The sequence below is a fragment of the Paenibacillus sp. FSL R7-0312 genome (genome assembly GCF_038004445.1).
Taxonomy (GTDB): Bacteria; Bacillota; Bacilli; order Paenibacillales; family Paenibacillaceae; genus Paenibacillus_AQ.
Genome location: NZ_JBBORE010000001.1, coordinates 6,428,858 through 6,451,483 on the forward strand (window position 1 = coordinate 6,428,858; position 22,626 = coordinate 6,451,483).

Genomic DNA, 22,626 nt, shown 5'->3' on the forward strand with positions numbered 1-22,626 from the left:
TCTTGTTATTGCTTGGCTGTAATCAATTGATCAAGTCTGATAGCAATGGCTGCCGCCTGTTCACGCGTAAGCGGACTGGACGGATTCACCTTGTTGCCTTCCCCAAGGATAACGCCGTTCTTGATGCTCATTGCTACTGCTTGTCTTGCCCATGCGGGAACTTTATCTTTATCGGTGAAACCAGCCAGAATTGCTGTTACTTCTGCTTCGCTGATCTCACTGCCTGGGCTGACAAGAGTGAGCAGTCTGCCCAGCATCGTCATGGCTTCCATTCGTGTCAGCGTATCCTGAGGCGCATACTTGCCGCCTTCAAGTCCGGTGACAATACCCAGCTGTGCAGCAATGGACACGCTGCGGTTATACCAGCTGCTGCTGCCGACATCACTGAAGCCTGCAGCAGGTGCCTGCTTGTTCATCAGACCTGCGACGCGCAGCAGAATCGTTGGATACTCTGCTCGGGTCACTTTGCCGGTCGGATCAAAGGTATCTGCAGATTTGCCTAATACGAACAGCTTGGCGGAGGCTGCTGTAATTCCGTCCTTGCCCCAGCCTGCAGGCATATCCTTGAAGTTCTTCTGATTCCGGATGAAGTAGAGGCTGCCTTCTCCGGTCAACTGTACGTTCACTGCCGTACCGCTGCTGTCCAGCTTCCATGGCACAGTAGTCCAGTTACCGGCTGCATCCTTCAGCACGATTGCTGTAATTTCGTTTGCTGCAACCGGCGAAGGAATGGCGATCTTGGCTGCAAGTGCCGGTGTCCAGCTGCCTGCTGGCAGGTTAGCCGTTACCGTAACACCCTGTCCTGCGGCCATAAGCGTGAAGCCCTGCTGATCGGCTATTGTCTTCATGTCCTGCTGATCTGCAGTGCTGCTGCGGCCAATGCCCACCACAAGCTCACCATTCACAGCGGTAAGATTCTCAGGTTCAAGAACCAACCGGCCCATAGGAACCTCGATAGTCACTTTCTTCTTCGCTGCAACGGACTGCTTCACCACATTCTGATCCACATGGATACTGAATGCACGAGCAGCCGGATCTGCGGAACTAACCGTGAGATCGCTGCCCGCTGCGGCCTCTTTATCCGTAATCCGGATTACAGCTGTAAGCCCATTCCATTCAGTGACAACCGGCTGTCCGTTGACAGTTACTTGTGCGGCTGTATCTGGTGCTTGCTCTTCCACTACGCCTGGTGTGGCAGCTCCGCCACCACCGCCGCCACCGCCACCGCCTGTTCCAGCACCGCTGCTGGACCATACAGTTGCTGTAACTTGACCCGCTGCCTTAACCAGCTTATCGGTAGATGTCCGCTTAGCGAGCACGATTACATCACCATAAGAAGCGCTGATTATGCCGTCCAGCGGAAGGAGCGGCCAAGAGCTGACATTATCATCGAAGGCCGGAAGCACAGCGCCGGAACGATAAACCTTGTACGCAATCTGCTGTCCGGTCATATCCCCGGAGGAAGTAATGGTGATCTTGGTGCGGCTGCTGTCTGCATAAACATAAGTAGTGCTGGCTTGAATTGCACCAAGCTTCTCTGGTTTCGGTACGGCTACTGTTGCCGCAACCATGCCTTTGAGCGTTACACCCTCGGACACCTTATACGCTGCTTCAATTAAGCTGGAGCCTGTGGCAAGCGCCGTAACACTGCCATCTGCCGACAAGGACACCGCATCGCCTACAGTAACTGTATAAGTCAGATTCTGCAGATCCTTATCTGCAATTGGCTCATCCTTGAATTTCGGCTTGCCGGTATTCTCGTCCTGTCCATCCGAGACCTTGAGATACGCCTGAACTTTGCCTGTTTGCCCTGGCTCCAGGTCCTTTTCCATTCCCTTCAAAACCAGTGCTACAGGAACCTTGTAACCAGCGTTAGTAATATCCACAACCGCTGTGTTCAGATTCTTTGCCTCATCGGAGGCAACAATGTTAAGTGCCACGGAAGGCTCATCGGATTTGATCTCCACAGTTCCATTAAAGTCCCCCGTCAGCGGGTCCACCTTAAGGGTAGTAGGAATCTCCACTTCCTTGTATTTGCCATCCGGCTGCAATTGGTTCACTGTATATTTCGCTGTCAGCACAGTTCCTGTGGTTGTAGTTCCTGCTACATGAACAGCGCCGTTTGCGGTACGTTCACCCGTTACCGGCTGATCAAGATACAGGACCGGAGCGATCGTATCTACAGTCATATACAGCATAGTGACCGAGATATCCTTGGTCGTCATGTTTCTGGCTCTCAGTTCAAGAGCAAACGGTCCGTCTGTCTGGAACTGGTCGAGATTCAGGACGCCTTGGCTTCCGCCCCCAGCCTTGTTCGTTAAAGCTACCGACCCGATGGACTTCTCAGCATTAAAGACCTCCACCGTCACATTGGACTGGTCTGAAGTGAGCGTCAGCTTCTGCTTCGTTTCACTGGTCAGCAGGTTAATGTAATTTCCCGTATCCTGCACGGTACCAGATCCGCTTGCCATAGTAAGCTTCGGCAGGCTTGGAACCGGCAGCAGCTTCTTGCTGCTGTTCTGGTGCTCGGCATAGTGATAGTTCTGATTCTTGTCCGCATCTTCAGTTGGAACCGTTGCGGCAGTGACACCGATAACATACTCCGTTCCAACCTCCAGACCGGTATACTTCACCTTGGTCACATCCGTAACCGTTCCTTCAAGGCTGGTCGTATTCACTTCATCCGAAGTGGACAGGGCCTTCCATCCTCCGATCAGAATACCTTCATATTTACCAGTTGCTGCATTCCAGTAAGGCTGAAGTTCTTCTTCGGTGTACAAAATTTCGCCAAATGGAGAATAAGACTCCAGCTTGCCGTTCACTTGGGCCTGTGCATCAATGACGAAGCTATGCTCGTAAGCGTTATGTCCCGCTTTTTTGGCTCCCGGCTTGAAGGAGAGTGAGAACAGTCCGTTACCGGCAGGTACAACAGAGACGCTGCTAACAACCTGCGGTGCAAGCGGATCAATGAGCTCGAATCGCTGCGGTGAAGTCTTGGTGCCGAAGGTTGCACTGGATTTCAGCTCGGCCCGCAGATAGTAGTTGCCTTGTCTGAGCAGCCCGCGGATATCCTCGGGATTGCCCATCAGCGTTACATTCGTTACATCAATTACTGTACTGCCGCTGGTTATGCCACCACTGACAGAGCCGCCTGCACCAACCGGCACATCTTTGGCAATCAGCATCCCTGGATCTCCCGGTGACAGCACCTCTTGCCCTTCCACGATAGTCTTTTCAGTGGTTACCGCATCTTCAGCCAGGTACAGATTCACTGTATCTCCTTCTGCTGCGTTGGCTACTTTCCAGGATGCCGTAAATTTATTGACATTCGAGCTATCCTTCGCGAGATTTACTTCGCTGAGCTGAGGCAGGGTTGGAACATTCATCAGCTTGGTTTCTACTGCCGAGACTGCAGTAAGCGTCCAGGTTCCGCCTTTCTTAGCTTCATTCTCAGGGATAATAATGTAAGCTCTGCGGATGTCCACTTCAGCATTAAGCTTGGATGGATCCGGTGATACATCACTTGCAGGAATATATTGTGTAAAAGCATTAGCTTTAGGATTAGGCTTGTCCGGATTCGCAAAGGTTTCGAATATCACCGGATAATCCTTGCCCGCTGCGTCCTGCAGCTTAAATTCCGGCATATCCTTACTGCTGTATTCCATTTCGATAATGGCATTACCGGTTGCAGCCCCCATAGGAATCTCATGGATTCTGCCGCCGTTCTTGACCGTAATGCCGCCTACGCCGACATTAACCGATCCATTCTCAACAATTTTCACACCTTCTGCTACTTCACGGTAGATAATCTCCTGATTCTCTTCCTCAGCAGCAGGGGCGGCCGAAGTGGCAAGAGTCTCTACACCTTCACCAATAACCATCAGGCGCGGTCCATTATCGGGATCATCCACTACGAGCTGAATCATACCATCCGGCAGCTGATCGCTTGATGTACCGAACTCTATGCCCCCGCTCCAGTAGTAGGTAATACCCAGCGAGATGAAGAGAATGCCGATACTGCCCCATACCTTATCATTGTTGACCCCGAGGAACATACTGGACAGCGGCATTCCACCGACAACCGGTACACTATTCGGGATCTGTACTTTGGAGCCGATATAGCCTTCAAAGTCAGTGCGGTTCTTCTCCAGATTCTGTCCGACGAAGATCCCCGCCTTACCGATGATGATATCCCAGCCGCCAATATCCATTGCCGCTTCTACGCGCACGAACCATGGAGTCACCCATTGCGCTTCAAGCAGTGCTTTGGTGAGCATCGGGAGCCGATCGTCTTCCTCCGCTTCCGCATCTGCGGAGAAATCCAGCTTGCCTTCGATCTTGAGGCCAGTGCGCTTCACCGTCAGATCCACATCCCCGAAGAAGTACGCCGGGGCTATTCCGAACCGGAGGCCTACGCCTGCTTCAATGGTCAGCGGAAACGGATCCTGATCTGTTCCACCAGCGATGGTATCGGCCAACTCTCTTACAGCTCCGCGTACAGCAGTCAGATAAGTCGCACCCGTAACAATGATACCTGGTGAAGGTAATTCTGCTCCGAAGGCGATGACATCCGGAAGGATCCGGCCGTCTTTTACCTTTTTGAGTGAGAATTCAATCTCCACACCCAGCATATTCTTCAGCTGTGCGGCGAATTGCAATCCATACTCATTGCCTACACCACCATCCTGCACAGCATGTTTAATTGTAACCTCACCACTAGGTGCATCTGGTCCTTCTTCTTCATCCGCGTTCTTCTCTTTTTCCGGTCCGAACAAGCCCATCTCCTCGTTTAGATCGAAGCCGAGTGAAGCATCTACGCCATAGAAGCCGGCGCTGTTGAATATTACATTCTTAATTTCTGCGTTTATTATCTTCAGGGACAATGAGCCGCCGAAGGAAATCCCGCTCTCTCTGAGGATGAAATCATTGAAGGAGAAGCCAAAGCCATCAATAGCGAAGCTTGGTGCTCCAAACAGTGACTGTTTATTGAAGTACACATCCCCAATCATGACCTGGCGCAGCGGGTTCAGTCTGTCGCCCACGCCGCCAATGGCCCATTTCAGACTGCCGTTAAGGCTGTCATCTTCCGGGTTGCCTTCATTGCCCTCTTCCTCTTCTTCCTCTTCTTCATCATCCTCCGGTGTTTCCACCTTGGACGGATTGTAATTCTCATCTCCAAGGGATTTGGAGAAGCCGTTGAAGAAATCAAGCGTCCATTCTCCCTTATGGAAGACAAAGCCGCTGCTAGCTACGCTTAGTGTTCCATCACCTTTAATGAACAAGGTATCCAGGAATGGGACATCATCCGGCAGGGAGTTCCCGAAGATATCCAGCTTGCCGCGTACAAAAGCCAGGTCCTTGCCTGTATATGCTACGGCATCATTGATAATTGCCGGTTCAGTTTTGGTATCGACAATGACCTGTTCGTCCTTATTCGAACCTACCTGCTTAATCATGCCTCGGATCGTAACTAGAATCTCACGATCGAATTCCGGTTCTTCCGCCTCCACTTCTTCCTTGAAGGCTTCAAAGTCTTCTTCCGTTGCAAACAATTTATAAGCATACATCGGAGTCTCGGCAAGCGCATCATCATCCATGAATTCACTGATATCAAATTCAGGATCTACCGCCTTGCTCGCTGCTCCGAACAATGCTTTGGTTTTTTTATAATCGGTAACAGCGGAATACAGGAAAGCCCCATCTTCAAACGGCTCACCCGGGAACAGCGAATTCAGCTGATCCAGTAATTCACCCTCTACAGATGACCCGTTTGCCAGGCCGCTGATATCCACAGATTCCCTGTAAACGACCATAATGCCCGCTTCACGGATCCGCGTCTCATCATTATCTGTAACCAGGAAGGATTGCGGGGTAGTAATATCGTAAAGAGCTGCTACTTCCTCGTCGCCTCCGGCATCGCCTTTATAGTCGATCTCAACTGCGTATTCACCAAGCGGCAGCTCAGGTCCCAGTCCGGATTCCAGCACATTGCCGCCTTCATCAACCCGTTCCCCGCCGCGGTAAGTAATCCGCATGGCACCGGAGAAACCATCGTCTGTAGGCTGCATAACCACTGCATCCTGCACATTCACCTTGTACCGGCTTCCGGAGACCAGATCCTTGAGGTACAGGTCAAAGTTCGGTGCTGTGGTTGCATTGCCCGTATTATAGGCTTCAATGTTCGACAGATTCACAGTCAGATATTTCACATCTGAGCTATACAGCTCTGCCGGTGACAGAGCGTATGAATACGTAGCCGTTGCTTCGCCTACCGGCGGCAGCAGAATGAAGTTTGTACGGTTCGACTCATACTGGGCTTTGATGCCTTCATCCTCGATGCCCTCAATCTTGCCCTGCGTTTCCGGGCTTCTCGCGGAAATCATGTAATCCCGCGTTACCGGCCAAGGTCTGCCTTTAGCCTGAACACGGAAAGTCGCAGTGATAGCATCACCCGGCTTGTACTTCGGCTCAATTCCCAGTGCAGCTTCCTCTGGAGAGGCTGACTTTTTGAATTCCAGCATTTTGCTGCGGCCATTCTCCAAGACAGGATTGCCACTTGCGTCCATGACGTCTTTGCCGCTCTCATCCTGCCTGACAAAGCTGAGGCCGCTCTCCAGCGTCATCTCCACTTCGATCTTGGAGTGCTCCATATTGTAGGCCTGCAGATTCTCAACCTCGGCTGTGATCGTGAAGACTCCGTTGTCCTTGTACTTCGAAGGAACCGTCTCTCCTTCTCCCAGATCAGCCGTAGCCAGCTGTTGAACCTGATCCACATAGCGGATCGAGAACACTTTATCCGGAGCGGAAATTTCTCCAAGCCCATAGACAGTCTCGAAGCTCTGGAAGCCTCCGGCTGCCAGCTTCTCCGGTGTCCAATAGAAGGCAACGGCGGAGTCCGCCGTGCCGTAATCATTGGTGTCTCTGGTGAAGTCCAGGTTGGGATGCACTTCATAATCCCATTTCGTATTCGCCAGGCCGTTCCAGTGCCCGACAATCATTTCATCCACAATATTAATGTTCTGTTCGGCAAAGTTATTGAAGCCATAGGCAACGACATTGGTTGCCTGAGGATTAGTCAAATCCAGCTTGTCGCGCATTACCCAGTAAGAAGGAATCTTGAAGTATGCTCTGTCCTCTTCAGGGATTCCGGCATTATCCTCCGGATTATGCACCAGCTTCCGCTCTACCTGCAGCGGTGACTTGTAGGCTGTTCCAATCTGGAACTGCGGCCCGTCGTTTCCGCCGACCATCGTATCCAGCAGGATCCGGCTTCCGATCTGAACCTGCGCATTGCTCCGGTTATTCACTTCATAGCGGATGTTGACATTTCCGGAGTTTACAGCATCCTTGCTGTCGGTGTAGAGCATCAGAATCTGCTTAATCTCTACGCCTTTAATCCTCCAGATCATCTCCAGCTGCTTCGTGCCATTCGAATTCTCTACCACCTTGGGTGTAGTAGTCTCTGAATAATGACTGTTGTCAAACTTGTACTTATTCCCGTAAATATAATCAGTTCCGTCAATCCGGAACGTCGTGAACGACGTTTCCGGATCATCTCCCTGGAACAGCAAGTTTACGTTGTTGTCATTCTTGCGGATGGGCTGGCCATCCAGGGTCCGAATCCCGTAGCGTCCGGTTTCATTATCCACAGTAACCTTAATAAAGTTATTCTCTACAACAGTTGTCTTTGTACTGCTGGCCGCCTCCACAAGCGCATGAAAGCTCTCGGAGGTGGACAGAAATACCATGATTATTGTGAGCATGAGCGCGGTAGCGCGTTTGAGCAGCTTCACCATGTATTCCCCCTGTTTATCTTTCATTTATTTCATGTTGCCAATAAAGAAGGTGGCAAACTCGCGGTCCCGCTCCTGTGTTCTCACGACAATCGTGTACCAGCCTGTTTTCGGGAAGGTGACTTTAAATTGACTGCTCACGAGTTCATCATAAGTCAGCTTCTGCTTCACCAGCTTCAGCTGTCCTTCGCGGTACAAACCAGGGTAATACAGAATATCAAATGTTCCTGCCTGATTGACCTTGTCTACTCCGGCTACCTTCATAAGGTTGTAGCCTGATACCTTAAAGGTAAGTGTATTGGTATTGAACAGTGCAGACTCTCCGGAGGATGCCGAGATTAAGGTATCGTTACCGAAGATCAGCAGTCCGCCATCCTTCACGACCACCACATCCTGATACACAACCGTCTCATTCCCTACCTGGTCAACCGCCGTATATGCTACACGCTGGCGTCCAAGCTTGCTGAGATCCAGCCCACTGATTGACACCTTCACGCCTGCTGCTTCCGATACATTATCGGAAACTGTGAAGCCGCCGAGATCTGCGCGGAAGTTAAAGTCTTTCTTGTTCTGGACAATACCTGCTGTTTCGTTATTCAGTGTCAGCTCAGGCGGTGTGTTATCAAGACCCGCTATCGTAACCGGAACCTTGTTCACATTGCCCAGAAGATCCGAGATGGCGACTACCGCTGACCCGCTGCTCTCGAAGGTACGTGAGTAGCTGAACGTTCCATCAGCTTTACTGATCTGATTCGAATAAGCTGCTCCGCCCCCAATAGGTCTTACTCCGAAGAACATTTTATTCGGTGCTGTGACGCTGCCGCTAATCGTAACCTTCACTTTACCCTTGGCATATTTCTGTCCGCCGATCGTAACAATCTGATCGGCTGGAACAGCTTTGCCTTCCGCATCTACAAAGGTGTAGGCAATCTTCTCAGCTTCAGGCGGTGCGGAGAGAATATTCGTAACCTTCTCTTTAATGACTGTCGTATTGCCGTACTCATCTACAACTGTGAAGGAGGCTGTTCCATTCTCAGTCAGTGTAATGCTCTTGGCCTGACTGATAATGTTAATAGCTTTAGCCGAGGCATCTGCCTTCTCAACCGTTACTGTAGTGCCGGTGGAGAATAGTACATTGCCGTTATTATCCTTCACGGTATTGAAGGTGCTGCTGCCGTTCAGGCCATATTGGTAGGAACGGACCACTTTCACCTTCGGAGCTTCTTTGTTAATGTTCTTTACCGTGGCTTCGACGGTATTTGTATTCCCGGCCGCGTCCTTAATCTCAAAGACGAAGGTGCCATTTTCCTTGAAGGTGTAGGCATTTTTGCCGCCATTGTTCGTAATCGTTACCGGCTCAGAGGTGCTCTGAAGATAGGCGACCACATTGCCATTCGTACTTACCATGTTCGAGTATTCAACCGTTCCTTCCGGTTTGGTTCCATCAATATTCTTCACGACCAGATACAATGTATCTGTACGGTCCGGATCACCGAGATCGGTCAGATCGAAGCTGTAGTAGCCATTCTCATAGATCTTGAATGCATTCCCGGTCCGCACAGGCGCCGATGGATTAATCTTCGAAGGCATCACACGGATACCCGGCGGAAGCGTGATCTCAATATCTGCACCAACCGTGGCATTTACCGGACTGTTCACGCTGAGCGTTGCAAGCGCATAGACTGGCTGTTCGGTTGTAGAAGCGCCTTCGATATCAAGCTTGGCCGCTTCACTGATCAACCCGCCCGGTGTTCTGTACTTGACCCATACCTGCAGCTCTGTCGGATCACCAGTCGGAACCTTCACGGCTACGAAGTTGGTATAAGGCTTCCAGTTGATCCAGCTTGCACCGTTATCAGGTGATACCGAATATTCATAACCCGCTTTGTCCTCTGTCTCGAGGCTCAGCTTCACAATCGCTGTGTAGCCATCCTTCGCATCACCGGACAGATAGATGAGAGAAGAGTCTGCTTCAGCCGGCGGCGTATCCGATTTTGAAGAGGCTGAAACTTTGAAGGTCCCCGTGCTTGCCGTCACAGAGCTGTTGCCTGCCCCGTCAACCGCGAGTACATAGATTTTGTAATCAGCAAGTTCTCCTGCCTTCAACGTTTTGTCGTCAATAGATACCGATCCGCCTGCTGGGACGTTCAGCCAGTCTGCAGAGGACTCTGTAGGCACTATTGCATCTGCATCTTGTTTTACCCATTGATATTTGCTGACAAGTCCTGTTTTGCTATAGAATTCTGACACGTTTACCCGCGTCTTCTGTTCCGGAAGCGGATAAGCAATAGCGTTAGGGCTTAAGGTAACCACCGGTGCTTCATTGTCAAAATAATAAGCTTTCGAATAGTAATACGTTCTGTCGCTGTGCTTCACCATAAGATGAATGTATTGCGTTCCGTTCAATTCAGATTTAGCAGGAATGACATAGCTATAGGTGGCTTCACTTACAGAAGCATGAAGTCCCATCGCTGCCAGCTTGGAATCCGTGTTATCTTCTGCCGGCTCCGCTGCGGCTTCTCCTGCCGGTTCAATGGCACCTGCTGAAGCAGCAGGTGTAGCTTCCGGCTCAGCACCTGGTGCCGGAGTCTCTTCAGCCGCCAGTGGGGTCAGTTCAGACTGAACCGGTCCTGCGGACAAGAGCTTAAGGATTGCCACCGGTCCGATGTTTGCCGTAACTTCCGGTTCTGCCTGAGCATTCGGCTCTACTGGAGCCTCAGGCTGGGTAGTCTCTTCCCTGCTGTCAAAGGAATTGTCCACGGACAGAGGTTGTATCAGATCCTTAGTTGCTTCAAGGCCTGTATATTCATTGTCGGAGTCAGGATGAATGGAGCTGCTGCTGATGGCATAGCCCACATAATCCGGTGTCACTCCGCTGATCTGGAACATGACATCATGACTTTGAACATACTCAGGATTCGCTTCCGGTGTGAACTGCGTCGGAATCGTAGCCTCTGAACTCACAACAACCGCCTTTTCCTGCGGTGTCTTGACCGTTTCGTTGCCCGCATTATCGAGTGCCTTCAAATAGAGCCAGTAAGCGCCATCCTCATCAATATCCTCATAGGTAGACCGGGTTACAGTTGTACCGGAGTAGGGAGTAGCTGCCCATTTGATGTCCTGCGGTGAATCCCCGTCCTTCACCCATTGATACTGCACGCTCTTGACGCCACTATGCGGGTCCTTCACAAGAGCTTGTACAGTGGTGGTGTCCTCGGCGGCCATTGTAATGGCAGGTCCCTGGTTGTCCAGCTTCAGGATCCCTACTTCATGCGTCCAGTTGGAATCATCCTGTTTGAAATCGTCAACCTTCCAGACACTCAGGTCGCCGTATTGTCCAACAGCGGCCAGTGCCTGATTGTCAGCATAGAAAATTTTATCTGCCTTTGAACCCGGTGCTTCTGCGATCCAAGCGTCATACTGCGCCTGATGGCTAGCTACATAAGCTTTTTTCTTCTCGTACTGCATCAGTTCTCTGGCCGAATCCCAGGTCATATCCGCTGTCCAAGTGTGCAGATACCATACCCCGCTGTTTCCTTCCTCGAACGCTTCAGGCGGAGGAGAGAGCAGGTTGGTCTTGTTATTCACTACAGACAGCTGTACATTCTGGAATTCTCCAGGATACAGCTCTTCCGACGGTTGTTTGGCGGAGAGCGCGTAACGTTTGAGTGCCGCGTTATTGTCTCCGGATACAGAAGCAAACGGATCCGCTTTATCCTGACTCCACCAGTAGTAGACAAGTCCAACGGAAGGCGATGCTTCCGCACTCATATTGGAAGGCCGGTAGATTCCGCGGCTCGGCCGCTCTGCACCACGGTCTGCTTCAGTCGGATCAAAGTGGGGTACTTTAATCGAAGGATCATTGGCATCTATCGTTACCTTACCTTTTTTCGAATAGGCCGTATCACTCGCACCGCCTGCCTCGAACCGGTACCCGATAACCGGCTTCGTATTGTCGATGAACAGGTTCGCCCAGTCAATCTTAGAGTTGGCGAGCGAGAAGTCGCTGCCGTAAGGATCAATTTTCTCTTCATGTATCCCATCAAAGTTAGCGGGCTGAATCATCAGGTTGCCTGCGTAATCCTGGATAACATCCGTATCCATATTAATAGGCAAGCTGCCGCCCTTGGCATCATTAGATACGGCAACGGCCTTGAGCAACGGTGTTTCCACGGTTAGTCCGCCTGGTACTGTCATGCGGAAGGTCCAATTTCTTGTATTCTTGCCTGCAACATAATAGGCTTTCATTCCGTTATTGAAAAGAATAAAGGTTTTCTTCTCATCCCAGCCGGTTTTGGCAATTGCCTCTTCCGTCATCTGCAGGGTGAAGTCAATAACATCTCCCTTATTCAGCGTCACACCGGTCAGAATCTCCGGTTGAATGCCGTTAGCAGTCTTGGAATACTTCGGACGCACCGCATCCACGATGACGCGGAAGCCGCCCCGATCGAAATCAAACGGGTTCCCGCTTTTATTATTCAGCCAGGCATTGCTGCCGCTGCTCGGTACAGTGTTGAGATTGACAACTGCTTTATTCCCTGCCGCATCACTGAGCACGGCTTCTTTCAATTTATTATCCAGCGACAGATCCATCGGTGCTCCGCCGGTGGTTCCCCCGGTAATTAGCGGTCTCAGGGGAAGATTGCTGCTGTTATGAAAAGGAACTCCCGTATATCTATAGGATATTTTCTTCTGGTATGAATCCAGGTTGTTCTCATTAAAGCTTGTATTCTGCAGATACTGCTGTTGTCCGGCTGCCGGAAGTCCGGTGTCCGGATCATTAATGAACAGCTTGTGCCGCAGGAAATAATCCGAGTTTGCCTTCACCACCGAAGTCGGTCTGACCGGCTCGCTGAAATTGTAGCTGAGCGTGATGTTCTCATCTCTTTTGACATACAGCTCTTGCTGGTTAATATTCTCGTTCAGCCGTTCAGCACCGTTGCCGGTGAAGGTATAGTTGTCGATCACCGGACGCTTGAGGTCCTGGAACTTGAGGTAGAATCCGCGTACACCCGCTGCTTCACCGTCGTCATCGCCTTCACCATACACCCATACTCTAATTTTGGAGGTAGGTGTAATACGGGCTGTAGCCGTTTTGTTATATTTCTGACTACTGCCGGTTCTTTCTTTGATAATATCCCTTCCGTCGATGGTCACCGTAATTGCCGAATGACGTGTCCACAGGAACCCGGAGTGACGCCGCAGAACCGCAAAACCTGTAATCATCTGTGCTTGTCCGCTCTCCGCCATGGCCTTCAATAACGGATTTTTGGCTACGTCAACCTCGAACGTGACCGTTGCTTCGTTATCATCGAGACCGGCATAGATATCACCGGTTGCCCAATCCATTCTGGCATCTTTGTCCGTCTCAGTCTGGGCGAAACCTGCTTCCATATTGTTGTAAAAGTTACCAAAGGCGTTCTCTGCAGGGTAGCTCAGATTCCCCACATGCGCTCCGTTCTTAAACGTTACCTCAAAATCATCACCCGCAGCTTCTGCCAAGCCGCTAAAGGAACCGGGTATTAACGACAACAACATGCTGAGAATCAAACTTAGCGAGGTATATTTCTTCAATCTCCTGCTTATAAACAATGTGATGCTCCCCCTTATTCGTTCATCATTTCCTGTCCGGCGTGTAGCAAGATTCGCTGCAGCTTCTATTAGCTCCCTTAGCTCCCGCATTCTCCTTTCGCTTGCCTTCCCGCGGACCAAAAACAATTAAATTCTAATTACTGCAATTATCATATCTGCGATCCATTCTATCAGGCCGCTCTAAACAAACTCTTAACAATTCTCGACAAAAGTCGTTTCAAATGGTCCTGAATAGGGTAAATGTCCCGAAAATATGAAAAAAGTCGCGTTCACTTCAAAAAAAATGTCTAAAAACACAAAAAAAGCAGCACCCAGATGAACTGGTGCCGCTTCTTAACATCCCTATTCTTATCGATCTCACAAACCATTCCGCTAAAATAAAATCCTTACTTCCCCACCGGAGCCCGGCCAATTGCCGCGCCTACCTTATGCAGGATATTCGCCATGGAGGCAGCATCCTTCACATCATATTCGTCAATGTTCAGTCGCAGCACCGGGCAGGCGCTGAATTCGTTAATCCACTGGGAATACCGGCCATGCATATGCTCCCAGTAGGAGACATCGGTCTGAATCTCCATCTCGCGCCCGCGCTCATTGATCCGGGTCAGAATCGAAGGCAGGCTGCCTTCAATGTAGATCAGCACGTCAGGATGCGGGAAATACGGAGTCATCACCATCGCCTCGTACAGGCTGGTGTACGTTTCATAGTCGGTTTTTGACATCGTGCCCTGATCGGCATGCATTTTGGCAAAAATCCCAGTGTCCTCGTAAATCGAACGGTCCTGCACGAACCCTCCGCCCAGCTCGAACATCTTCTTCTGTTCCTTGAAGCGCTCTGCGAGGAAATAAATCTGCAGGTGGAAGCTCCACCGCTCAAAGTCATGGTAGAACTTCTCCAGATACGGATTATGATCTACCTGCTCAAGTGACGTCTGGAACTGCAGGCGTTCCGCCAGTGCTGCGGTCAGGGTCGATTTGCCGACGCCCACCGTACCGGCTACCGTGATAATTGCATTGTCCGGGATGTTGTATGAGTTCATTTCATAAGCTCCTTTAATTGTTCTGCGATTGCGGCGAAGTCTTCCGGGTTCTCTACAAAGTCGACCTTGTTGCCATCGATGGTAATAATGACCGTAGAGGGTTCGCGGCGGGCCAGTGAAGCCATCGCATCGTCATAATCCTCAATCAACTGCTGCAGATAAGCAGGCGCAATGATCTCTTCGAACGTACGGGCGCGTTTGGCAATTCTGGCCAGCAGCGTGTCCAGATTGGCGCGAATATAGAAGATGATATCCGGCTTCGGAAAATCATCAGTCAGAATATGATAGATCTCCCGGTATTTGTCCCGTTTCGATCCCTTCAATGTCCGTTCCCCGAAGATCAGATTCTTATAAATATGATAATCCGAAATGACCGGCTTACCTTTATCTATGTACTGGGTCGTAGTGTCTTCAAGCTGCTTAAACCGGTTGCACAGGAAAAACATCTCCAGTTGGAAGCTCCAGTCGTCCATATTCTGATAGAACTTGTCCAGAAACGGATTTTCATCCACGATTTCTTTAATGACCGGAAGGTGCATTTCGCTGGCGAGCATCGTGGCGAGGGTGGTTTTACCGGCTCCAATTGGACCCTCCACGGCTATAAAAGGTGCATGTTTCATTAACGCTGATTTCCTCCTCAAATACGGACAATGCCGGGTACAGCTTATTAAATTTCAGTGCACAAATCAAATTCCACAAAAAACAGACTAAATCATTGTAACACAGGAGGGACGGCTATGAACGGTTAATTTTCAAAGAAACTTTCCGCCCTGATACAGCGTCTATATGTAAGGAAATATATACTTTTATTTACCTATATCAGTAAAAATAACATTGAGGGTAGAGGGTGCTGTTATGAAAAAAAGGAATCTGCTTGTGAGCTTGATCATGGGTCTGACCGCGATTCTGAGCATTGGTAATCCTGAGACTGGCTCAGCCGCAAGTGCTTCCGGGATTGCCTCTTATGGAGCCAATGATCTGATTAAGGATGATGGTTCCCTCTGGGTCTGGGGCGACACCAAATCTGTCCCTACGCAGGTTCACGGGTTAAGTGATGTACAAGCTTCCTTTCCCCTGTGGAACAGCGCGCTGGTTACGGCCAGGGACGGCTCTGTCTGGAACTGGGAGACCAACGCCCGGACGATGGAAATAGAAGTGACTCCGATCGCGGAATTAACGAATATGACGGACTTCTTAAGCCTGGAGAGCCGCCGTGTAGCAATCACCGGTGAAGGCAAGGTGTTTATTGCTGTAACGACACCTGACGGTGCGGAGACGACTCCTTTTTCACTAGTCCCCGGTATAGATCAAGTTACTGCTGTCTCTGGTTACAGCGAGAGTAACGGGCAAAGCTATTGGCGGCGTTTTCTTTTCACTAAGACGGACGGTACGGTATGGACCACCTTTGACGAATTTGCCACCCTCACGCCTGTAGCTGGTCTGACGGACATCACCCAGCTTGAACAGAATTACGCTCTCCGCAAGGACGGAAGCGTCTGGACGTGGCCTATCCAGAATTCTTATCAACCGGAGACGCTTGGCGATGCTACTAAGGTTACAGCTACCCGCATGCCCGCCTTATCCAGCGTAAGTATTCTGCGCAACAACGGACGTACCCGGCTCGCCATTGACCGGCAATCCCGTTTATGGTTCTGGGGCTCAACGGTCACAGGATATTCAGATGGAACTACTTATGCGGATCAACCCGTTCCCGTCCTTTTCTCAGGAATCAGCAAGGTGACCGATGCTTACATCGTTGAACGTTCGATTGTCGCCTTGACCTCAGACGGTAAGGTATACGCGGCTTCTACTGAGACGACCCGGATGTCCCCGGACGCTCCGTTCACTCTGCTCACTTCCGATGTTCAGTCCATGAAGGGCGGCGGAAGACATATTATTATGCAAAAGAAAGACGGCACCCTCTGGGGCTGGGGTGTGAACAAGAATGCTCAGCTCGGGTACGGCACCTATGAGTTCAGCTATAAAAACCCTGTCCCGATGCAAAAACCGATTTCTGTCACCCTGAACGGCGAATCTGTCGCCTTCACGAACGGGGTAATTACCCGGAACGGGCAGAATTTCATTCCGCTGCGCTCGCTGTTCAGCAAGATGGGAGCCACCGTCGGCTATTCTACGGATAAGATAGCGACCATTACCGGCACCGCGAAAGACAAATCGCCATTGACCATTGTGATTAATACCGTGAGCGGAGCCACAACAGTAAATGGTAAAAGCATTACACTGCTTAATCCGCCTTTTGTAGTCAATGGTGCCGTCTATCTGCCGCTGCGCTTCATCAGCGAACAGCTTGGAGCGACTGTGGAGTGGCTGCCGCAGGAGGGCAGAATTGCGATTAGTCTGAAATAGACAGGTATTTACCTGATAAAAAGAGCAAACGGGCTATCTCTCAGTTCTTCTGGAGGATAGCCCGTTTGCTTTGATGTATCATAAGGTGATTAGCTTTCTTTTTTGTCTGCAACAGATCCCCCTATTTCTGCTTTCAATTGTTCAAACCACGCTAAGTTAACCAAGTGATGGGAACGGGAATTTTCGTTCATACGGCCGTAGTAATCGATGGTGCCGGGAAGTTCTTGTGTGCCAGACAAGTATTCCTCAAGGCGGGAGATTCGGGTTATCGTCAGATCGATCTGCGATTGAATCAGTTCCAGCAATTTGGTTTTGTCGTATTCATCGGCAAAGAGCAGCGCCCCATAAAATTGCAGGTTCACATATTCCGATTTGGTGCCGTATGTGACCATTAATTTATCGAATTCAGCCCTTCCCGCTCCGGTGATGTTAAAGTTCCGGCTTTCGCGCCCGCTGGTTGAAGGATTCTGCAGAATCTGTTCAATCCAGCCTTTCTCTTCAAGCTGCTGCAGATTGTAATAAAACGAACCCTTCGTGAAGTTTACAATGTATTTGTAATGGCGTCTTTCCATTAAAGCCAGTAGTTCGTACCCGTGAGCGCCGGGGTTTTGGATGAGCAAGCCAAGGATCAGCAAGGGGATCAAGGCTGCATCACCTTCACCATCTTCGCCTCGAATTCCGCGTATGTGATTTTACCAGAAGCCAAATCCAGACTATGAAGGTACATCTGCTCAGTTTTTGAATAGTCGCGCTCTACTTTCAGTGACTGCTCCTCCCCCGGGAGGGGTTCCATAACATGACATTTTTTCGAAAAAGCCTCGAAATAGCGGTAGCCGAAAATGCGTTGCGAAACCGCGTTCATATGAATGCCATCAGGATTCGCGGTCAAATTTGCCGCTGTTACAAAATAACAATTGGGCTGTCCGTTAGCGAAGTGCTGCAATTGTTCATTAACCTGCGTGTACTCTTTCGCGTGCTGTCCAAAACCGGTCTTCCCCAGGAAATCACCAAGTCCGCCTATGATCAACGGCGCCCCATCAAGATTCAATTCGTGTCTTAAGGTCTCGATGATAAGGGTTAACTTCTCGTAATAAGTTTCATGCAGCGAACGGTAACTGTCGCTCTCACCCTGGTGCCACAGGATTCCGCAGATTTGACTGGACCGCAGGGCGAAGCGGGCTTCGGATAACGCATGCTGAAATAGGATGCCTTCCGGATGCCAGTCATTCAAGGAACTGCCGCCTTCCGCACAAGGAATCAAACCCATTTCTTCATCGGGACTTACTTTCGACCAGGCATCGGCAAAAGACGCCGCCAGGCTAACACCGGAAACCGGCCGGTCGTAATTAATCGGCTCTGTCATCATCTGCCACTGTCCATTGCGCAGCATTTTTATTTTTTCATTATAGATAGGATCAACTTCATGCAAAAAACCACGGCCCGCCATATTCGACTGACCCAGCATTAAAAATGACTTTATCATTTAGGCTTCACTCCATTACATGACTATTATAGTCTAATTAGACTAATTGTATTGTATAGTCTGATTAGACTATAGTCAATGGGATCTGGCTGGGTAAATGTGTTCTCATAATTCATAACAACGGTCGGAATAGGTGATTGAATGCAGTCGCTTATTCTTGGATATACCAGAATTTTTCCTAATACTTCAATTCCATGTTATGGTAGTCTAGAGTTGGATTTATGTAAATAATACATATGGAGGTAATTAAGTTTGAGTACTCACTACTATTTCAGTTGGTTTAATAATTTTTTCCCAGAGAAGCTGGTCCATTGTTTGCATGAGGATATAGGAGACAGACAATCGCTTGTTATGATTAGCGCTGATCCGTCTGTTTATACAGGTGAGCAAATTAACTTTGATGATATTTCTGAATGGACATGGCTCTATCAGGCTAACCTTATTTTTGATGAATATCATTTCATTGATTACCGCATGCAGAAGGAAGATGCCCGGCGATTCATTCAGAACGCTTCTGTCATTTTTTTATGCGGTGGTTATCCTGTTTTGCAGAACGATTTTTTGGCGGAATATGAATTATCGGATGTTATTAAGAACAGCAATGCCGTTATAATGGGTGCCAGCGCCGGTGCGTTAAACATGGCTGCACAATGGTTAAGCATGAATAACACTGATGAAGTTGAAACAAGTACTATTTATGATGGTATTGGCTTTGATCATTTTGCCTACGAATCTCATTCCCAGCGCAACTACGCCACTTTTGTTCAAGGCTAGCTGTTCCCCTTGTCTGAGGAGATTGATGTTTATGCGGCAGAACAGGAGAGCGCTATACGTGTAAAGGACGGCAATATAGAAATAATGGGTCCTGTATATTTAATTTCCCGCTCAAAAATTCAGAAATTGGTTGAGACGCTCTAATTAAGGTTTTAAGTTAGTTCGAAAAATCCGGAAAAATATTGAGCAGATGAAAGGGTGGTATTGCAATGCAACTCAAGTTGTATACGGATGTGCATGAGTTTTACAATGATACCTATGATGTACTGATGCGTCATGAAGCACAAAATTTGATTCCTCTTGGCAATATCATAATTGGGCATGAAGGAAAAGACAAAACAGACTGGCGTGACCCTGTAAATTGGCTTATGGCAACGATTTCGGATGCTAAGGGCATACAACTTACCGCCATAATGACACCGCCACACAATATTACGCTTTATGCATCAGACAACATAATTAACCCGGAAGCTATAAACTGTCTGATAGATGGGTTGAAAGACCGGGAAATTCCAGGGGTGACAACCGAAAAAACCTTGGCAGAGTATTTTGCCAAAGAATATACCTTGCGCAAGGGAATAACCTTTAAAACAACCATGAGCCAGCGTATATATGAACTTACGGCAGTAAACCCAGACATTCAAAAAGTTGGTATCGTTCGATTGCTGGATGAAAAGGATATTCACTTTTTCCCATACTGGGCTGAAGCATTTTATGCAGCGGGGAGCTATGGCAAAACAGAAATGTCCATCCCGCAAGATGCAGACCCTTACCTCTACCGGATAGCATCGAAAAAAATCTATATTTTAGAGGACAACGGGATACCCGTTTCTATGGCAGGATATACAAGGGTAATGCAGACGGCTATTGGCGTGGCATTTGTATATACCCCTCCATATGAGCGTGGAAAGGGTTACGCTACTTCAATTGTGGCTCAAATCAGCCAGCTTGCATTGGATACAGGATTTACGAAGTGCGTTTTATATACGGACTTAGCAAATCCCATATCTAATAACATCTACCAAAAGATAGGCTATAGGCCAATTTGTGATTCGCTTCAGTTAAAATTTGATTAGAAGAATGATACGGACAGAATTTCTTCTACCTTAGAAATAAAACACGTCTAATCCGGTATATTATTCACCTGATCGGTCCGCTAAACCGCGAAGCCTTGGCCGCACAGGCACCTGCCAGCCGGCTCCGCAGCGTGATAAGCCACTCCGGTTCATGCTCGCTTTGTTCGGCAGCGGATCTCAAGATCCGCACATAGCCGTACAAATCAGCAAACCGTCTGCACGCCGCCATGGACGGACCCTCTTGAGGCAGGTTATACCAGCCGGCATAGCCGTCCATGAAGCACTGTTTTTGGTGCTCATAAGTCTCCGGAGCCACCTCTCCCCGCAGACTGTCCAGCGCCTGCTCGATATCGGCTGCATACCAGTGGTACATCGCGTCATCGAAATCGATAGCGCTGATGGTATCCGTGCCCTCATCATAGAACACATTGTCGAGTTCAAAGTCATAATGGGTTAGCCCGTAATTCTTAGTCGTGACCGGCTGCCCGGAAAAATATTCAATTAACAGCCTTGCCTCGGCCACGGCTGCCTCTTCCCAGGGAAACTCAGCCAGCACGCTCAACATCCACTCCAGTACATCCTTATGGGACCATCTCGCCGCCTCAACCGGCGTATATTCGCTAGACAGTTGATGAAGCTGGCCCAGCGCTTCGCCATATTTGTATAGGATATGATCGCTCAACTCTGTGCTGCCCAGCTGTACCCCTCCTACCCGCTTGAATACGGAAGCATAGTATGCCCCCCATGGGGTATCAGCTTCCACAAGCTTCTCACCTGTGTTCGAGGCTACAGCTTCCAGCACGCCATACCCGCACTCCCGCAAGTAAGCAATGAACTCAAGCTCTGCCCGCACATTATCCTTCCGCTTCTCAGCCGCTGGTGCAAATCGCAGCAGTTGGTTCTCCCCGGCATTCTCGAACGGATACACCGCGTTGGAGGAGATCCTGTAATACTGGAACAAATGCAGCGACTCCGGATCGAATTCCCAATTTCCCAGCAGCATCGATGCCAGTTCCTCATTATTGTGTAGATATTCTAATTTAAGCACGCTTAGCGGCAGCTCCCTTATATGTTCGTCATTTATTTCTTCCTCTGTCATCCCTCTCACTATCTCTGCAGCAGTAAATCAATCGTATAACCCGGCGTTTCATGCCGCTCACTCCCTTCACGTTCAAGCCATTATACGTATAATGCTACGCCTGATCCAGACTAAGGACAATGTAACAAATGTATTTAACTATTCCTTACAAGTAGCAGCAGCGAACAAAAGAGCCCGGAAGTTTCCTAAATCGCGCAAAAAAGCGCCCCATCAGCCGCAGCTGAAGGAGCGCTTCTATACTTACTTAAGATAAACGGCCACTAAAATCACTATATTCGAACTCGCGGATGACCTTGATGCCTTCTTCCTCATTGTAGGAAGCGATGGCCGGCAGGTTCACGCCGTTGAACATATGGTTCTTCACCATGGAATAATGCGCCATGTCGAGGAAGATGAGCTTGTCACCGTATTTCAGCGGCTCCGGGAAGGAATAATCCCCGATAACATCCCCTGCCAGGCAAGTCATGCCGCCGAGTCTGTACGTGTGGGCGAATTCGCCCGGCATTCCGGCACCGATGATGCCCGGACGGTACGGCATCGCCAGCACATCCGGCATATGGCATTCGGCCGAGGTATCGAGAATCGCGATATCCATACCGTTATGCATTGTGTCGAGTACAGTCGCGACCAGGTAACCGGTGTTAAGGGCAATTGCTTCGCCCGGCTCCAGATAGATCTCGACATTATACGTTTCCTTCATATGCAGGATACACTTGATCAGTGTCTCCAGATCATAGTCGGGACGGGTAATGTGATGCCCGCCGCCGAAGTTCAGCCATTTCATGCCGTGCAGATACTGGCCGAACTTCTCTTCCACAACCTTAAGCGTACGCTCCAGGGTATCCGAGTTCTGTTCACACATGGTATGGAAATGCAGCCCGTCGATGCCGTCCAGCTCTTCCGGCCGGAAGTTCGGCAGGGTTACGCCCATACGGGAGTAGTTGTAGCAAGGATCATACAGCGGCACTTCAATCTCGGAGTACTCCGGATTGACGCGGATGCCGCAGCTGATCTTCTTCGGTGCGTTCTGCACCCGTTCCTTGAACCGGCTCCATTGATCAAACGAGTTGAACACAATGTGGTCGGTGTAGCCGAGCAGCTCATCGAACTCGCGGTCTACATAAGCCGGTGCATACACATGGACCTCTTTGCCCATTTCCTCGAAGCCCAGGCGGGCTTCGAACAAGGAGCTGGAAGTTACGCCATGCAGGTATTTACCCACCAGTGGGTACATGGAATGCATGGAGAAGCCTTTTTGTGCCAAAAGAATCTTCGCCCCGCTGCGCTCCTGCACGTAGTTCAGAGTTTCCAGGTTCTTCGTCAGCAGGCGTTCATCCACCAGGTAAGCAGGCGACGGCAGCGTGCTGATATCGATATCTATTTCTTTATCCTTCATGACTTA

Annotated in this window: 10 protein-coding genes and 1 pseudogene; 3 read left to right on the forward strand and 8 right to left on the reverse strand. The window is 49.6% G+C overall.

The window, feature by feature from the left end; translation table 11 throughout:
- Window positions 1-5 precede the first annotated feature (5 nt).
- The 4 genes from MKX70_RS28075 to MKX70_RS28090 form a co-directional block, all read right to left on the reverse strand.
- Complete coding sequence (locus MKX70_RS28075) at window positions 6-7,796, reverse strand: S-layer homology domain-containing protein (RefSeq protein ID WP_340841317.1); 7,791 nt, start codon at window positions 7,794-7,796, stop codon at window positions 6-8.
- 24 nt (window positions 7,797-7,820) lie between these two features.
- Entirely contained in the window at window positions 7,821-13,385 is a 5,565-nt protein-coding gene (locus MKX70_RS28080) for a hypothetical protein (protein ID WP_340841318.1), read from the reverse strand.
- A 386-nt stretch (window positions 13,386-13,771) separates the two neighbouring features.
- Complete coding sequence (locus MKX70_RS28085; RefSeq protein ID WP_039303943.1) at window positions 13,772-14,425, reverse strand: deoxynucleoside kinase; 654 nt, start codon at window positions 14,423-14,425, stop codon at window positions 13,772-13,774.
- Window positions 14,422-15,045: a deoxynucleoside kinase gene (locus tag MKX70_RS28090; protein ID WP_340841319.1), complete on the reverse strand. Its 624-nt coding sequence runs from the start codon at window positions 15,043-15,045 to the stop codon at window positions 14,422-14,424. The genes MKX70_RS28085 and MKX70_RS28090 overlap by 4 nt, the downstream gene beginning before the upstream one ends.
- Window positions 15,046-15,280: 235 nt before the next feature.
- Here MKX70_RS28090 and MKX70_RS28095 point away from each other — a divergent pair, with 235 nt between their 5' ends.
- Window positions 15,281-16,792 (forward strand): stalk domain-containing protein, encoded by a 1,512-nt coding sequence (locus MKX70_RS28095; protein WP_340841320.1) that lies wholly within the window; start codon window positions 15,281-15,283, stop codon window positions 16,790-16,792.
- Between the two features lie 89 nt (window positions 16,793-16,881).
- Here MKX70_RS28095 and MKX70_RS28100 read toward each other — a convergent pair whose 3' ends face one another.
- Together MKX70_RS28100 and MKX70_RS28105 are read right to left on the reverse strand one after the other, a co-directional pair.
- Window positions 16,882-17,436, reverse strand: a complete 555-nt coding sequence (locus MKX70_RS28100; protein ID WP_340788484.1) for a PadR family transcriptional regulator — start codon at window positions 17,434-17,436, stop codon at window positions 16,882-16,884.
- Complete coding sequence (locus MKX70_RS28105; RefSeq protein WP_340788486.1) at window positions 17,433-18,275, reverse strand: sialate O-acetylesterase; 843 nt, start codon at window positions 18,273-18,275, stop codon at window positions 17,433-17,435. The genes MKX70_RS28100 and MKX70_RS28105 overlap by 4 nt, the downstream gene beginning before the upstream one ends.
- A 252-nt stretch (window positions 18,276-18,527) precedes the next feature.
- Here MKX70_RS28105 and MKX70_RS28110 point away from each other — a divergent pair.
- Together MKX70_RS28110 and MKX70_RS28115 are read left to right on the forward strand one after the other, a co-directional pair.
- Window positions 18,528-19,193: pseudogene (locus tag MKX70_RS28110) on the forward strand (Type 1 glutamine amidotransferase-like domain-containing protein).
- Window positions 19,194-19,258: 65 nt separating this feature from the next.
- Entirely contained in the window at window positions 19,259-20,125 is an 867-nt protein-coding gene (locus MKX70_RS28115) for a GNAT family N-acetyltransferase (RefSeq protein WP_340841321.1), read from the forward strand.
- A gap of 64 nt (window positions 20,126-20,189) precedes the next feature.
- Here MKX70_RS28115 and MKX70_RS28120 read toward each other — a convergent pair whose 3' ends face one another.
- Window positions 20,190-21,173: a phosphotransferase enzyme family protein gene (locus tag MKX70_RS28120; protein WP_340788494.1), complete on the reverse strand. Its 984-nt coding sequence runs from the start codon at window positions 21,171-21,173 to the stop codon at window positions 20,190-20,192.
- A gap of 295 nt (window positions 21,174-21,468) precedes the next feature.
- Window positions 21,469-22,605 carry a carboxynorspermidine decarboxylase gene (nspC, locus tag MKX70_RS28125; protein WP_340841705.1) on the reverse strand — a complete coding sequence of 379 codons (1,137 nt, stop codon included), beginning with the start codon at window positions 22,603-22,605 and terminating at the stop codon, window positions 21,469-21,471.
- Window positions 22,606-22,626: the final 21 nt, after the last annotated feature.

Bases quoted from the DNA above. Each gene is read 5' to 3' on its own strand.
- MKX70_RS28095 (WP_340841320.1), top strand. From the start codon at position 15,281: ATGAAAAAAAGGAATCTGCTTGTGAGCTTGATCATGGGTCTGACCGCG.
- MKX70_RS28090 (WP_340841319.1), bottom strand. From the start codon at position 15,045: ATGAAACATGCACCTTTTATAGCCGTGGAGGGTCCAATTGGAGCCGGT.
- MKX70_RS28115 (WP_340841321.1), top strand. From the start codon at position 19,259: ATGCAACTCAAGTTGTATACGGATGTGCATGAGTTTTACAATGATACC.
- MKX70_RS28085 (WP_039303943.1), bottom strand. From the start codon at position 14,425: ATGAACTCATACAACATCCCGGACAATGCAATTATCACGGTAGCCGGT.
- MKX70_RS28105 (WP_340788486.1), bottom strand. From the start codon at position 18,275: ATGATAAAGTCATTTTTAATGCTGGGTCAGTCGAATATGGCGGGCCGT.
- MKX70_RS28075 (WP_340841317.1), bottom strand. From the start codon at position 7,796: ATGGTGAAGCTGCTCAAACGCGCTACCGCGCTCATGCTCACAATAATC.